13 protein-coding genes and 2 pseudogenes are annotated in these 13,131 nt (G+C 68.1%); 6 read left to right on the top strand and 9 right to left on the bottom strand.

The genetic code is table 11. From position 1 onward, the window contains the following. Positions 1-376: 376 nt before the first annotated feature. Both JNW89_RS03405 and JNW89_RS03410 read right to left on the bottom strand, forming a co-directional pair. Positions 377-748, bottom strand: coding sequence for a hypothetical protein (locus JNW89_RS03405; RefSeq protein WP_238447656.1), 372 nt, complete (start codon positions 746-748; stop codon positions 377-379). Further along, positions 745-1,614, bottom strand: coding sequence for an MFS transporter (locus JNW89_RS03410; RefSeq protein ID WP_238447657.1), 870 nt, complete (start codon positions 1,612-1,614; stop codon positions 745-747). Before JNW89_RS03410 ends, JNW89_RS03405 begins: the two co-directional genes overlap by 4 nt. Positions 1,615-1,686: 72 nt before the next feature. Here JNW89_RS03410 and JNW89_RS36450 point away from each other — a divergent pair, with 72 nt between their 5' ends. Next, on the top strand, positions 1,687-1,815 hold the full coding sequence (locus JNW89_RS36450; protein ID WP_255540347.1) for a hypothetical protein: 129 nt from the start codon (positions 1,687-1,689) through the stop codon (positions 1,813-1,815). Between the two features lie 119 nt (positions 1,816-1,934). Further along, on the top strand, positions 1,935-2,510 hold the full coding sequence (locus JNW89_RS03415) for a TetR/AcrR family transcriptional regulator (protein WP_255540353.1): 576 nt from the start codon (positions 1,935-1,937) through the stop codon (positions 2,508-2,510). 554 nt (positions 2,511-3,064) lie between these two features. On the opposite strand, the gene JNW89_RS03420 is transcribed toward JNW89_RS03415, so the two are convergent. Next, positions 3,065-4,195 (bottom strand): NAD(P)/FAD-dependent oxidoreductase, encoded by a 1,131-nt coding sequence (locus JNW89_RS03420; RefSeq protein WP_306344798.1) that lies wholly within the window; start codon positions 4,193-4,195, stop codon positions 3,065-3,067. Here JNW89_RS03420 and JNW89_RS03425 point away from each other — a divergent pair. Next, on the top strand, positions 4,130-4,945 hold the full coding sequence (locus tag JNW89_RS03425) for a TetR/AcrR family transcriptional regulator (protein WP_238447660.1): 816 nt from the start codon (positions 4,130-4,132) through the stop codon (positions 4,943-4,945). The two genes, JNW89_RS03420 and JNW89_RS03425, sit on opposite strands and share 66 nt — an antisense overlap. A gap of 233 nt (positions 4,946-5,178) precedes the next feature. Here JNW89_RS03425 and JNW89_RS03430 read toward each other — a convergent pair whose 3' ends face one another. Beyond that, positions 5,179-5,592 (bottom strand): heme-binding protein, encoded by a 414-nt coding sequence (locus tag JNW89_RS03430; protein ID WP_238447661.1) that lies wholly within the window; start codon positions 5,590-5,592, stop codon positions 5,179-5,181. 94 nt (positions 5,593-5,686) lie between these two features. Between JNW89_RS03430 and JNW89_RS03435 the strand changes: the two genes are divergently transcribed. Next, positions 5,687-6,334 carry a TetR/AcrR family transcriptional regulator gene (locus JNW89_RS03435; protein ID WP_109805047.1) on the top strand — a complete coding sequence of 216 codons (648 nt, stop codon included), beginning with the start codon at positions 5,687-5,689 and terminating at the stop codon, positions 6,332-6,334. A gap of 87 nt (positions 6,335-6,421) precedes the next feature. Here the strand turns inward: JNW89_RS03435 and JNW89_RS03440 are convergent, their stop codons facing one another. Continuing rightward, entirely contained in the window at positions 6,422-6,874 is a 453-nt protein-coding gene (locus JNW89_RS03440) for a cysteine hydrolase family protein (protein ID WP_238447662.1), read from the bottom strand. A 94-nt stretch (positions 6,875-6,968) separates the two neighbouring features. Between JNW89_RS03440 and JNW89_RS03445 the strand changes: the two genes are divergently transcribed. Further along, on the top strand, positions 6,969-7,985 hold the full coding sequence (locus JNW89_RS03445) for an aldo/keto reductase (RefSeq protein WP_255540349.1): 1,017 nt from the start codon (positions 6,969-6,971) through the stop codon (positions 7,983-7,985). 1 nt (position 7,986) lies between these two features. Next, positions 7,987-8,436 carry a MarR family winged helix-turn-helix transcriptional regulator gene (locus JNW89_RS03450; RefSeq protein ID WP_238447664.1) on the top strand — a complete coding sequence of 150 codons (450 nt, stop codon included), beginning with the start codon at positions 7,987-7,989 and terminating at the stop codon, positions 8,434-8,436. Between the two features lie 66 nt (positions 8,437-8,502). Here the strand turns inward: JNW89_RS03450 and JNW89_RS03455 are convergent, their stop codons facing one another. From JNW89_RS03455 to JNW89_RS03470, 4 genes and pseudogenes are all read right to left on the bottom strand, one after another. Further along, the gene (locus JNW89_RS03455; RefSeq protein WP_238447665.1) at positions 8,503-9,744 is read right to left on the bottom strand and encodes a methyltransferase domain-containing protein; all 1,242 of its coding nucleotides are present in this window, start codon (positions 9,742-9,744) and stop codon (positions 8,503-8,505) included. Between the two features lie 35 nt (positions 9,745-9,779). Continuing rightward, a pseudogene (locus tag JNW89_RS03460) lies at positions 9,780-10,197 on the bottom strand (transposase); the annotation flags it as partial. A 977-nt stretch (positions 10,198-11,174) separates the two neighbouring features. Further along, positions 11,175-11,377: pseudogene (locus tag JNW89_RS03465) on the bottom strand (cold-shock protein). A 219-nt stretch (positions 11,378-11,596) separates the two neighbouring features. After that, complete coding sequence (locus JNW89_RS03470) at positions 11,597-11,821, bottom strand: hypothetical protein (protein ID WP_238447666.1); 225 nt, start codon at positions 11,819-11,821, stop codon at positions 11,597-11,599. Between the last annotated feature and the right edge of the window lie 1,310 nt (positions 11,822-13,131).

The following is a 13,131-nucleotide window of genomic DNA, read 5'->3' on the forward strand; positions in this document are numbered from 1 at the left end:
ACAGGGAACAGCACCAGCCCGGGCAGCACGAACAGCGCCCCGCCCGTGTCGAGGTCGGCTGAGGAGTGGACGAGTTCGGGCGCGTACCGGGCGGTGGCCGGGTTGTGGGAGCCGTCGTAGACGATCAGCATCAGCCAGGCGAGGGTGCCGGCCAGCGCGGCGTGGCACGCCAACCGACGGCGACCGGCGGCCAGGTCCGCCAATGCGACCACCTGCAGGGCCAGGCCGATGGCCTGGATCGCGTGGGTGATGCCGTAGCGGTCGCCGACGGTGGCCACGCCGTGGCCGTCACGGGCCGGGTGCAGGATCGTGCCGAGCAGGAACAGCACAGCTCCGGCGGTGGCTGTCGCGGTGGTTGCCAAGCGGTTGCGGGTGTTCATCGCGGTGACCTTTCCGCCCGCTGCGTGACCGGTGCCCCCAGAGGGCTCGGGCGCAGCAGGGCAAGGGTGAGGAGGCAGCCGAGGAGTGCGAACGCGGTGGCCGCGGCGAAACCGGTTCGTATCCCGGACAGGTAGCCGGCCGTGCCGGTGACGGTGGAGGCCAGCACGAGGACGGCAGTCACGCCAAGACCGGACCCGATGCGTTGGGCGGTGTTGACGATGCCGGCGGTGACCCCGGCGTCGTCCTGGTCCACGGCGGTGACAGCGGGTGCGGTGACGCCAACGAAGGAAGCGGGCAGGCCGACACCGAGGATCAGCGCGGCGGGCAGGATGTCGGTGAGGTAGTCCGCGGTGGGAGGCAGCGTCACGTACCAGGCCAACGCGGCGGCTTGCAACGCGAGCCCGGCGGTGAGCAGGACATGGGCGCCGAAACGTCGGTTGAGGGTGGGGATGGCGGTGCGGGATGCGACCAGCCCGGCTGCCGCGACCGGCAGGACCGCCAGGCCGACCGCGTGGGACTGTATTGCTGGGTGTTCTGCAGGTAGAGGGCGAGGAGCGCAAACGCCGGAACGTGGGCCGCACCGACCAGCGCGTTGACGATCGTGGAGCCGGTGACCTGGCGGATCCGGAACAGCCGCAGCGGCATGAGCGGCTCTGCGGCGCGCGCCTCGACGGCGGCGAAGCCGGCGAGCAGCGCCAGCGCGCCGGCCAGCAGGACCGTGGCCGACGTTCGCGTCGCCTGGTCGGCGAACGCGCCGATCGCGTACCCGAGCAGCAGCAGACCGATGGTGCCGAGGACGGCGCCCGGCAGGTCGAGCCGCCCGGTGGTACCCGATCGGCGTGGTGGGTCGGTGGGCAGGAACTTCCTGGTCAGTGACAGCGCCACCATCCCGACCGGCAAGTTGATGAGGAAGATCGACCGCCAGTTCAGTGCGTCGGTGAGCACACCGCCGGTCGCCGTGCCGATCGTGGCGCCGGCCGCGCCCATCGCGCCCCAGACCGTGAACGCCCGGCGGCGGGCGGCCGGTTCGGTGAACGTCCGGGTCAGCAACGCCAACTGCGCGGGCACGGTGACGGCAGCGCCGATGCCCTGCGCCGCGCGGGCGGACACGAGGAGCCACGCGGTGTCCGCGAACCCGGCCAGCGTCGACGCGGCCGTGAACAGCGCCAGCCCGAATGCGAAGACCCGCCGTGCGCCGAGCAGGTCGCCGCGCGACCGCCGACCAGCATGCACCCGCCGAACGCGAGCAGGTACGCGTTCGTGACCCAAGCGAGCTCGGCCTCGTCCAGGCGTAGGCCGGCGCCGATGCTCGGCAACGCGATATTCACGACCGTGGTGTCCAGGAAGATCACCAGCTCCACCGCCGTGATCAGCACCAGCGCGGCCATGCGACCGGTGGTGGTTCGGTTGTCCATCCGCCACGCCTTTCACTAGAGCGACACTTTAGTGAGCGTTGCGCTAGAGTGATGCTCTAGTCAAGGTGAGGGAGGTCACTGGTGACACGACCCAAGCCGGGGGTCCGCGCGGCCAAGGCGGCCCAGACCCGCGCGCGCATGCTCGCCGCCGCGCGCGAACTGTTCGTCGAACGCGGTTACACCGCGACGAGCATGCAGGCCATCGCGACCCAGGCGGGCGTGGCGGTGCAGACGCTGTACTTCACGTTCGAGACCAAACGCGCGATCCTCAAGGAACTGCTCGACGCCGAGGTCGCCGGCGACGACGCTCCGGTCGCCACCCTGGACCGCCCGTGGGTCGCCGAGGCACTCGCCGCACCGCCCCTTGAGCTGCTGCGCCGGCTCGCCGCAAGCGCCGCCGACATCCACTCCCGGGTCGCCCCGCTCCTGGAGGTCGTCCGCTCAGCCGCCGCCACCGACCCGGAGATCGCCGAACTGTGGCACACCAACATCGCGCAACGGCACACGGTCCTGGCCGTGTTCACCGGCGCGCTGGCCGCCAAGAGCGCGCTGCGCCCCGGCCTCAACGCGCTCCGCGCCGCCGACATGGCCCTCGCCGTCCTGGCGCCGGAGAGCTACCACCTACTCACCCACCACCGGCGGTGGACCGGCCGAGCCTGGGCCGACTGGGCCGCCGAGATGCTGATCGACGCACTCCTTGAACGATGCGAATAGCCAATGTCATGCTCTAGCTAATTGAATGCGGTCGGCAGTGGCCGGGGATTCTCGTGGTCGGTGGCTACGGCGCGGTCGGCGCCCGGGTTTCCACGACGCTGGATAGCTGGTATCCCGGCCAGGTCATCGCGGCCGGACGCAATCCCGAGGCCGCCAGCCTCCCTGCCACCGTGCGAACGGGGCGCCTCGATCTGGCCGACGCGCGGCCTCGAGCAGCTCCTCGCCGTCCACGACGTCGCGGCGGTCGTCCTGTGCGTCGAGCCAGCCGACGCGACCGTCGCCACGACCTGTCCCGTCCCGCGGCATCCACCTGGTCGACGTCGGCGCCTGTACCTGCGTCCGCCATGTGGCCATGACGGGCGAGAGGGGCTCCACCGGGACGGCCATAACTGGCCCCACCACGGGCCGGCCTCGCCGAAAGTCAAGTTACGGTGCGTGAGGGCCAAGACTGCTGATGCTGCCGCGAGGCAGTGCGCGGATCTGCCGATGAGCGGACATCCGATCTTCCAGGGCAGGAGCGTCTACTAGGGCGAGGCCGGCTGCGTCGCGCGTTGTCAATCTGCGGGTGCCGGCTCGGTGGGCTGCGGCGTGAAGAAGCGGATGATGTCGTCGGCTGCGGTGGGGGACAGCATCATTGCCTGGACTCGTGCGGACATTTCGGCGATCGGGTGGATTCTGATGAACATCGCCTCCTCGTACGTCCGGATCGCCGAGTCCGGGTCGGCGGGGTTGGCGGCGAGTTCGGCGGCGAGTTCGGCGGCGTCGAGCATGGCTTGGTTGGCGCCCTCGCCGACCGGCGGCATGAGGTGCGCGGCGTCACCGATGAGGGTGATGCCCGGCTGGTGGGTCCAGCGTGTACCGGTGGGCATCGCCTCGATCCTGCGTGGGGTCGGCGGGCTGTCGCCGGCCTCGATGAGTGCGGTGAGGCTGGGGTCCCAGCCATCGAATATGTCCAGCAGAGCGCGCTTGCTGCGGTAGGTGTCTAGGTGGCGATCGTCCGCGGGTAGGGAGATCCCGACTCGGATGCTGCCGTCGCCGAGGCGTTGCGCTGCCAGGATCTGGTTCACGCCGATGCACCAGAGGTTTCCGGGGCCGACCAGCTCGGCGAGATCCGGGTGGCGCCGGTCGGCGTCGCTGATGCTGAGCTCGGCCAAGGTGGCCACGGAGGACAGTGTCGCGTCGGTCAGCAGCGATCGGATGACCGAGCGTGCGCCGTCCGCGCCGATGAGGACGTCGCAGTCGGCGCTGTGGCCGCCATCGAACGTCAGCCCGAAGCCTCCGTCGGGTCGTGGCGTCGCCGCGACGAGCCGGTGCTGCCAGGCCACCGCGTCGCCGGGGAGCGAATCGAGCAGAAGATCACGCAATGCGCTGCGGTCGATCTCGGGGCGTCCGGAGAATGAGCCGGGTTGTGGCTTGTGGTGCACGAGGGTGCGTCCGGCCGGGTCGAGGATGCGATGTTCCTCGCCCTCCGGCCGTGCCTCGGACCGGAATCGGCCGGCGAGGCCCGCATCGGCCAGGGCCTGTTGTCCGGACTCCGGGTGCAGGTCGAGCATTCCGCCCTGTGATCGCGCGGATCGGCTCGCCTCGCGTTCGTACACCACCGCGCCGATGCCGTGCCGGTGCAGGATTCGGGCCAGCGTCAGGCCGCCGAGGCCACCACCGGCGATCGCAATTCGCATCATCATCTCCGTTACCGTACGCTGTACCTTATGGATACGCCGTACGGTAGCGCACCGCTGCCCGTCTGGGAACGGCCCGAGCCTCAGCCGCGGGCGGCGCCGGTGCCGCTGAGCCGCGCGAAGATCGCCGCCACGGCGATCCGGATCGCCGACGCACACGGCCTCGACGGGCTATCGGTACGCAAGATCGCCAAAGAGCTCGGTGTCGGTCCGATGCGGCTCTACGACTACGTGATCAACAGATCCGAACTGCTTGATCTGATGGTCGACGCCGTGTATGCCCAGATCGCCGAGGCCGGCCAGCACTCCGAGTGGCGCGCCACGGTACTGGCCATCGTTCACCGGACCCGCGATGCCGCTCTTGATCATGAGTGGTTCGTCGACCTGCTCGGCGGAAGGCCACACATAGGACCTCACGCGCTCGCCGTGGGCGAATCGACCGCGGCGGCGCTCAGCCAGGCCCCTGGCGTGCACGGTATCGACGATCTTCAGCGGGCCGTGGGCGCCCTCAACGCGTTCATCGTCGGAGCGCTCCGCAGGGAGATCACCGAGCGCCGCACCGCCCGTTTAACCGGCACCGACGTGTTCGCTTGGCAGGCCGCCCTCGGGCCCTACCTGACACGCATGCTCGAGACAGGCCGCTACCCCACCGTCGCCCGGCTCGTCATCGACGGCGCCCACCTCGACGCCGAGGAAACCTTCCACCACAACCTGATCACCATCCTGGACGGCATCACCAGCAATCCCCACACGTGACCTACTGCTCGCAGGCCAGTACCACCTGAACACCGATACACCTCGATCAGACATCCGGTAGCCGCGATCCGCGCGCTACGCAGGGTTACGTGACCGCTCGCGGCTCGCGGTGCGGATCTGCCGATGTGCGTGCGCGCCGCTTAGGTGTCTGTGGCGTCGGCGGACAAGTGGCGGTCACGGATTTACCCGGTGGCCGACCACAGGTCGCTCCGGCGCTGGCGGCCCTGGACGGGCTAATTGCCAGCGGCGAGTCCGGCAAGTCCCGCTTCGGCGCACTCGTCGTCTTGTTGCGGCAGTCCGCCGCTGACTGCAATGGCGCCCAAGGCGGTGTCGGCTCGCCGGATCAGCATCGAACCCGCGCCAGCCAGGATCGGCCGGCCCGCCGCCCGATCGATCTGGCTGAAGAGGGCGGGCCATGCCTCCTGCATCTGGCGCAGTGCCGCGCCGTCGCGACGGATCAGAGCCACACTGGCCGCTTTGTGCTTGGCAATTTCGGCCGACAGCGGCGGCGCGCCGTCCATGCGGCCGAGGGCCTGCAGGTGGCCGCCCTCATCGACGATGGCGACCGTGATGTGGGTGCCCAGATCCATGGCCCGCTGATGCGCGCCGTTGATCAGCTCGTGGGCCTCGCGGAGCGTGAGTGGCATGACTCTCCCTTTAGTGGACGGCTGTCCTTGCATGGATGACTGTATTCTCATGGTCGACCGTAGCGCAAGATCCCACGACTGGAATGATCTGCCCATGGACAGCACGCCCACTACTCGTTCAGCCGCTCCTCGCCGCCCGAATGCCCGCGGCCAGGGTGAGCTGCTGCGGGAAGAGATCGTTTCCTGTGCGGTACACATGCTCGACGAGCTTGCCGACGATGAAGCGCTGTCCCTGCGCGCGATCGCGCGCGCACTATCGATCTCTCCGACCTCGGTCTATCTGTACTTCCCGGACCGCGATGCGCTCGTGCTGGCTGCCATGCAACGCTGCCACGAAGACATGCTGCAAACCGCTTCCGGTGCGGAGGCGAGGTACGAGGCCCCGGCGTCGCGGCTGCGCGCGCGGATCCTGGCACAGGCGGCCTGGGCGCAGGAACATGCCGGCCTCTACAAGGTGATGCACGAGAGCAAGGCCAGCCGACGTCCCGGCATGCCGTTCAAAGAGGTACTGCTGGCACGGACCGCGGCTGCCATACAGGAGTGCATGAATGCCGGGGCCGCCCCGCCTGGTGATCCACTCACCCTGGCGCTCGATCTCCGTGCCGCGGTGATCGGCATGCTCTCGCTACGGATCAACGAGCCCAACCTGCCGTGGCCACCCCTCGCGGAGCAGGTCGACCGATTTCTTACTAAGCTCGTCGGACTCCCACCACCGACGCAGACTGACGACCGTGGTCTCTGATCAGCGGAGTCCTACCCGCCACACCGATCGGCGCCGGCTTCCTGATCTGCCGCTAATCGCGCGCTCGAAGCCGATGAGCGGATGCGACTAAATCCTCTCCCGTAGCGTCACGCCTCGGTCGCGTAGGTCGTCGAGGGTTTCGCGGTGTCCTTGCGGCGTGTTCCCGGCGATCGCCGGCAGGAGTACGGAGACCTGGTATCCCAGCCGCAGGGCGTCGGTGGCGGTACTCGCGATACCGCCCTCGGTAACCAGCCCGGCCAGCAGGACATCGCAGACCGCGTGGTCGCGCAGCATGCCGTCCAGCGCGGTGCCCGCGAACGCGCTGCGGTCGTACTTGTTGACGACCGGCTCGCCGTCCTCGACCGTCACCGCGTCGACGAAGCGCGTCGTCGATGAGCCCGGCCCGCCGTCCGAGCCGTCGAGGGCCAGGTGCCGCACGTGGACGACCAGATCTCCGGACTCCCGGAACCAGCGCCGAGCCTGCTCGGCGCCCGGGCCGCCGCCATGCCGCCGTCGGGTGCGTACCGCTCGACGACCCACTCCTGCAGGTCGATGAGGATCAGTGCCAATGCCACAGCCCGCCTTCTTAGTATGCTGCCGAATGACAGAGTACTGCTATTGAGAGGGTGCGGGCATGCGGACGCGCGAGGTCGGGGCCACCGGACACCACGTGGGTACGATCGGTCTAGGCTGCATGGGAATGAGCTGGGCCTACGCCGAGAGCACGCGCGACGATGCCGCATCACGAGACGTGGTGCGCGCCGCCGTCGATGCCGGTGTCACCTTCATCGACACTGCCGATGTCTACGGCGACGGCCACAATGAAACTCTTGTCTGCGAGGCGTTGTCCGGCCTGCGCGACACCGTGTTCCTGGCGACCAAGGCCGGGCTTGTGGTTGACGACATCCGCGCCAAAGGCATGCATCGCGACGGGTCGCCCGCCCACCTGCGCGCCGCCGTCGACGCGTCACTGAAGCGCCTCGGCACCGATCACATCGACCTGTGGTACCTGCACCGCGTCGACGATGCCGTGCCGTTGACCGAGTCCTGGGCCGCCATGGCGGACATCGTCCGCGCTGGCAAGGTCCGTTACCTCGGCCTGTCGGAGGTCACCGCCCAGCAGGCCGCCGCCGCGGCCGCGGTGCACCCGGTGACGGCCGTACAGTCCGAGCTGTCTCTCTGGACCCGCGACGCGCTCGGGCAGCCCGACACGGGCGCATCCACGGCTGCCGTCGCCGGCGGTGGCGTGTTCGACGCCGGCGACGTGGTCGGCTGGTGTGCCTCCAACGGCGCCGCGTTCGTGCCGTTCGCGCCGCTCGGCCGGGGCTTCCTGACCGGCACGATCAACGCCACCACCCGCTTCGGGGACACCGACCTACGGGCCGCCAACCCGCGCTTCACCAGCGAAGCCCGGGCGTCCAATACCCGCATCCTCGACACGGTGCGCGCCGTCGCCACCCGCCACGGAGTGACTCCCGCGCAGGTCGCGATCGCCTGGACCCTCGCGCAGGGCCCGCACGTCATTCCGATCCCGGGTACGCGTCGGCTCGAACATCTCGTGGACAACATCGGCGCCGCCGACGTCACGCTGACCGCAGCCGACCTCGCCGAACTCGACTCCGCACCGACGGCCGTCGGCAGCCGTTACTGAGATGGAACGGCTCGGCCTCGTCATCAAACGCGCCGAACAGGCGCTGATCGCCGAAAAGACGCGCGTGCTGCAGGAGTTTCACCTGACCGTCCCGCAGTACGCGGTGCTGCTCGTCCTGCTGCAGACCACGGAAGCGTCCGCCGCGCAGCTCGCCCGCGCCTGCCTGGTGACCCCGCAGACCATGGCGACCGTGCTCGTCAACCTCGAGGGCAAGGGGCTGATCGAACGGACGGTGTCGCCGCTGCACCAGCGCGTACGGGTCGCCCAACTGACAGCCAAGGGCACCGACCTGGTGCGACGGGCGGACCCGGCCGTCCTCGCCGTCGAGCGACGCCTGGCCGCCGCATTCACCGCCGACGAACGGGAGGCGTTCACCGAGCACCTGGAACGGGCGATCGCCGCTCTGGCCCCCCGGCGAACATCGAGACGGCACAGCAACGCAACAGCCTGACGGCGGTTGGTCAGTATCCTGCTCGATGTGGGCGGCGACGTCGATGACCACGCGTTGCCGGGACGGTCACCCGGCGGACTCGGGGCGCCCGACGATGAAGTCGTCCACGGTCCGTTGATCCTCGGGCGAGAACGCCGCCCGAGGCACCGGGATCTGGCTCATGCCGTACTTCAGCAGCCAGGTGTGGCGTCGCCGCCGAATCCGGGTGATGCCGGACCAGTCGATCTGGGCCCGGCTGCTCGCGGTCTGGATGTCGACGCCCGACGTGCTCACCTCGTACCGGAACGGCTCGACGAAGAGGCGGCGCTGCAACAACCAGCTCAATGCCGGAAGGAGTTCTGTCACGGCGAACGCGGCACACAACACCAGCACGAGGTAGAGCAGCCGGGCGTTGAACCCGGTCAATGTCGCGAGCAGCGTGGCCAGCAGCAGAGCCAGCGCCGCGAGGGCGAGCAGGAGCGCCCGCATGACGCGTTGCCAGCGGCCCTGTGCGTCTTGGCTGATCCGCCGCAGTAGGCCGTACGTCATCTGCACTTTCCCGGTCACGTGCACGCGCCGCAGTATGGCACGGCATCGCCGCAAGTCGCCGGGCGCCCAGCGTGACGGCGATAGCCGCCCGAAGCGTCGGGACCTGGCAGTGACGACACTGTCGACCGCGTCAGACAACCGTCCGGCATCTGCTTTGTACCGGCGGAGCAGACAGCCATCGCCGCAGACCCCGCAACCGCGCCCATGAAGCAGGGCGGCTCGTGCAGATGCGGAGGAGGGGCGGCGTGCGGCGGCAGCCTGGCCCCGGGCTGAGTGCGCTTCGAGGACGAAGCAGATGAAGCAGAGGAACGACGTGCGGTCCCCGAGCTGTGGAGGCAGGAGCTCCCGGGGAGTCTCGGGAGAGATGGGGGATTCGCTGATGACCGAGAGGCGGAAGCCCGCGTCGGTGAACGCATCCGTCATCGCGTGCAACGGCCGGTGCCAGTAGGTCAGCTCCGTGCGGTGCCCGTCGAACGTGTACTCGTCTGACCAGCGCGCGAGGGCGAAGTAGTCGGAGCCCGGGTTCACTGCCGTGTAGATGATCGGGTGGTTCACGGACAGGATGAGGCGGCCGCCTTGCCTCAGGACTCGTCGCAGCTCAGCCAGGGGCGCAGTCCAGTCCTCCAGGTAGTGCAGGACCAGGGACACGACGACGTCGTCGAACGCACCGTCGGCGAAGGGAAGCGGCTCGCTGAGGTCGGCCACCAGCAGCGTGGCGTCCTCGCCCAGCCGCCGCGCGGCCAGCTCGACCATCGCCGGGCTGGAGTCGAAGCCGGTCACGATGGCCCCTCGCTCGCAAAGAGCCGCGGACAAGGGACCACCAGACCGTCGACCTGCCGGCCGGCCACGCTCACCTGCGGCAGGTCGCCGCGGACTTCGGCGTGCTGGGCCCAGGCGACCTCGCGGGCCCGGGCCCCCGCGGCACGCAGTTCGGCCTGCATCGGCTCGTCCAGTTGGGACAACAGTCGCCACGCGGTCGGGTCGGAGGCAACCAGCCCGAACAGGGCGGACTGGTCACGCAGCACCGCCAAGTCGGCGATGGTCTCACCGCCGTCGGCGAGCATCACCGCCAGATCCACGGCGATGGCGGCCCGGGTCGTGGCCGCTCTGCCGTTGCCGCAACTTCGCCAACGCGGAGCTGAACGCGCTGGTCAACCCTGTTACGTCGGCCAGATCCGCGAGCAGGCGGGCGCCGACGTGCCCGACTACGCCCCGCCCGCCGCCGGTCACCATGATCTTCGGACGTGTTGCGGTAGCCTTCACCCAGCAAGTGCCTTCCGTGACAGGAACATCGGACCCTTAGCAAGTCCCATTTTCCCTGATCAGAAGGCACTTCTTTGCTTTCAGGCCACTCCTTGGACAGCCCTTAACGAAGGGCCGAGGCTAGGGCGTGCAACCGCGTGGTGGTGGCCGGGTCGGGTGATTCTTCGGCGCTGCGGTGCAGGATGGCTTCGGCCATTTCTAACTGCTCCGCAGTGGCGTGCATCGCCGCTGCCCTCCGTTGCCGGCAGGACATCTCATCTTGTGAAGTCATCCCTGCAGATCTATCCGGCCCGATGGGCCATCACACGGCTTGCGGTCTGCACGAGGTCCGTTCTCAACCCTCCGGCAACCGGCAGGCGCGGTCAACATGTCCGGGCCGTCTGCGGGTCCAGAAGCGCTTCTGTTGTGGCTGGTTCCGTTCGTGACCTACGTGATGGGGCTACCCGTGGTCGCAGGTGGGAACAACTGCAGGTATCGCCGGCAGTTGTTCTATGAGCTCACACTACCTGGGCGGCCATCTTTACTATCGTTCGGTGTGGCGTCGTGTCGGCTGTGACGGTGAACGGGTGGCGCAATCGACGCATCGCCACCTCACCGCAGTCGGATGCACGAGGCGCGGGCTTCTCTTCTTCCGCGGTGGACGGAGCAAGGAACTGTGCCATGCAACCGCAGGCCGCAGTAGGGGTCAGGCTCCGGAAACGCGGAGCGCCGGCAACCGGGTGCCGGTCGCGGCTGAACCCGCCGGGGATCGTCGCCGGGTGGGCGTCGGGTGTGCGCGGTGATGTGGTGATCACGTCATGCTATGCCTTCTCGAACGGCACGTCGCAAAGAAGGCACGGGCCCGCAGGCCACGGGACATCGCAAAAACGAACCTGAACAAATGATGATAGATGAAACGCCGAACGACGGCCCGCTGAACCAGTCAGGCCGCCGCGCCAAAGCGTGGATCAGAGCGAGCGGATATCCGACGCCTGCGGGCCCTTCGGGCCCTGGGTGATGTCGAACTCCACCCGCTGGTTCTCCTCGAGGCTGCGGAAGCCGCTCGCGGAGATCGCCGAGAAATGCGCGAAAACGTCGCGCCGCCGCCGTCCTGGCTGATGAAGCCGAAGCCCTTGTCGCCGTTGAACCACTTCACGGTACCTGTAGCCATGTCTGCTCCTTCGCAGGCTGTTGGAGACCGCACTGTGCGGACTCGCGCGCCACCGCGTTGATCACCCGCGCCGGAAACGACACGAAACGAAAAAAGCACCTGGATAGGTTTTGGTTAACCCATCAGGCGCCGGAAACGTCTACGGAAATCAAAACTGCAACCGGGCAACCATAACACAGAATCCGGCGCTCGCCGCCAACCCCATGCGCGCGGCCTCCGTCACAACACTGCACCGCGAGGCTCAACTTCGATCGCTGCGACGCCTCGGCCGTAGAGTACGACGAGCCGATCACCGTGTTTAGTGCGCAGCACTCCCGAATCCTGCGCCAGTGTCGAGATCACGTGTTCCACAAGCTCGTCCTCGTCGGAGACGTCCGGTTTGTCGTACGTGAGGTCCATGCGGTCGCCGCCGATGAGCCGGACGCGTAGCACCGTAGTTGCCATGTCGTAGAAGCTAGTCGAGTGGGGATGGCCAGGTGCAGTGGCGCTGTCGCGGGCTCCTCGGTCGACTCGCGCAGCCAGATGTACCGACGTGCAACCGCTGCTGTAGGTCGCAGGTCGCCGACACAGGCGAGGCTCGGACGATGGACCACACCCGGGCGGACGTGACAATGGACACGAGACGAGGTCGTGTCGATCCCTGCCGAGAGGGAGCCACATTCATCGCTGGAGTCAGCTCCCTGAGCTGGCAGCGGCACCGCTGCGTGCAGTGCGCGTAGAGTGGGTGGTGGATCAGTTCGTCAACATCGTTGGCGGGCCAGCGCCTACCGGGCGTGCTGCCCAGGTCTCGGCAGTGTCCACAGGACAACTTCGAGGTTTGAGGGCCGAGCGTTGGCAGACCATCCGATCGCCACCGACACTTCAATGTGCTGACGGACAACGCCCCGTCCGTTACAGGCGACGACCAGCGACGCCGTGAGGCAAACCATCATGATCGGAGGCATGGCTGGCGTCCAGTGACCGGTCATCCCCTTCAAGCGGCCCTTCGGGAAACGTCTGCCCCAGGCACAACGACGCGTTGGCGTCCCGTCAGCGATCATGCCCGGGTCATCAGCCCCTACCTTGCCGGCAACAATCAGCCAATCCCGCCCGGCGCGGTACGACGAGGCCGTTGCGGCACGGCTGCGGCAGGTGGACGCCAATCTGGCTGGCCTGACCGAGCAACACTGACACCACAGGAGAAGGACATGACTTTCGTGTTAGCCCCGCCCACGGTCCCTCCGTCACCATTGCGCGAGCCCGCCAAGACCCTCCGCGAAAGAGGGGCAGACAGTTTTCACGCCGCGCTCGCCGCGGTCTTGGCGACCGGGCTGGGGAATGCTCTTGAAGCGGGTGACCACCCGAGAGCGATCAGCTTCATCAACCGCGGTTTCGCAGAAGGAAGTCCGGAGTTGGGCTGCGACCTCCTCTGCCAGGCAATTGCGGTCGTCGGGACAGCCCGGACTTGGACCGTGCAGCTCGCGCCCCTGCGATCACCGTAGCTCCCTGGATTGACGCAGCCCGCCGCGCTGCGAAATCGCTGCTGCACGAGTACTACCCGGCGTTCCGCGACGCCTTCACCGACCGTACAGGCTTCCTGACCAGCGCGGATGCCCGCACGGCGTTGGCGAATGGCGTACCAACAACGTCGCCTAACTTGATCTTTAACCTCTGACGGTCCTGTGGGGACCCCGGCCGATGACGGAAACAGCCCTTGGTTGATGATCTTCTTGTCTAGGGAAGAACATCAATTACCAAGGGCTGTTCTGGTGACC

It is taken from the genome of Micromonospora sp. 4G55 (assembly GCF_016803375.1).

Excerpts from the sequence above, each read along its gene's own strand:
- JNW89_RS36450 (WP_255540347.1), top strand. The coding sequence starts at position 1,687 with ATGCTCGGCAACGCGATATTCACGACCGTGGTGTCCAGGAAGATCACC.
- JNW89_RS03415 (WP_255540353.1), top strand. The coding sequence starts at position 1,935 with ATGCTCGCCGCCGCGCGCGAACTGTTCGTCGAACGCGGTTACACCGCG.
- JNW89_RS03420 (WP_306344798.1), bottom strand. The coding sequence starts at position 4,195 with ATGATGATGCGAATTGCGATCGCCGGTGGTGGCCTCGGCGGCCTGACG.
- JNW89_RS03430 (WP_238447661.1), bottom strand. The coding sequence starts at position 5,592 with ATGCCACTCACGCTCCGCGAGGCCCACGAGCTGATCAACGGCGCGCAT.
- JNW89_RS03435 (WP_109805047.1), top strand. The coding sequence starts at position 5,687 with ATGGACAGCACGCCCACTACTCGTTCAGCCGCTCCTCGCCGCCCGAAT.
- JNW89_RS03445 (WP_255540349.1), top strand. The coding sequence starts at position 6,969 with ATGCGGACGCGCGAGGTCGGGGCCACCGGACACCACGTGGGTACGATC.
- JNW89_RS03450 (WP_238447664.1), top strand. The coding sequence starts at position 7,987 with ATGGAACGGCTCGGCCTCGTCATCAAACGCGCCGAACAGGCGCTGATC.
- JNW89_RS03470 (WP_238447666.1), bottom strand. The coding sequence starts at position 11,821 with ATGGCAACTACGGTGCTACGCGTCCGGCTCATCGGCGGCGACCGCATG.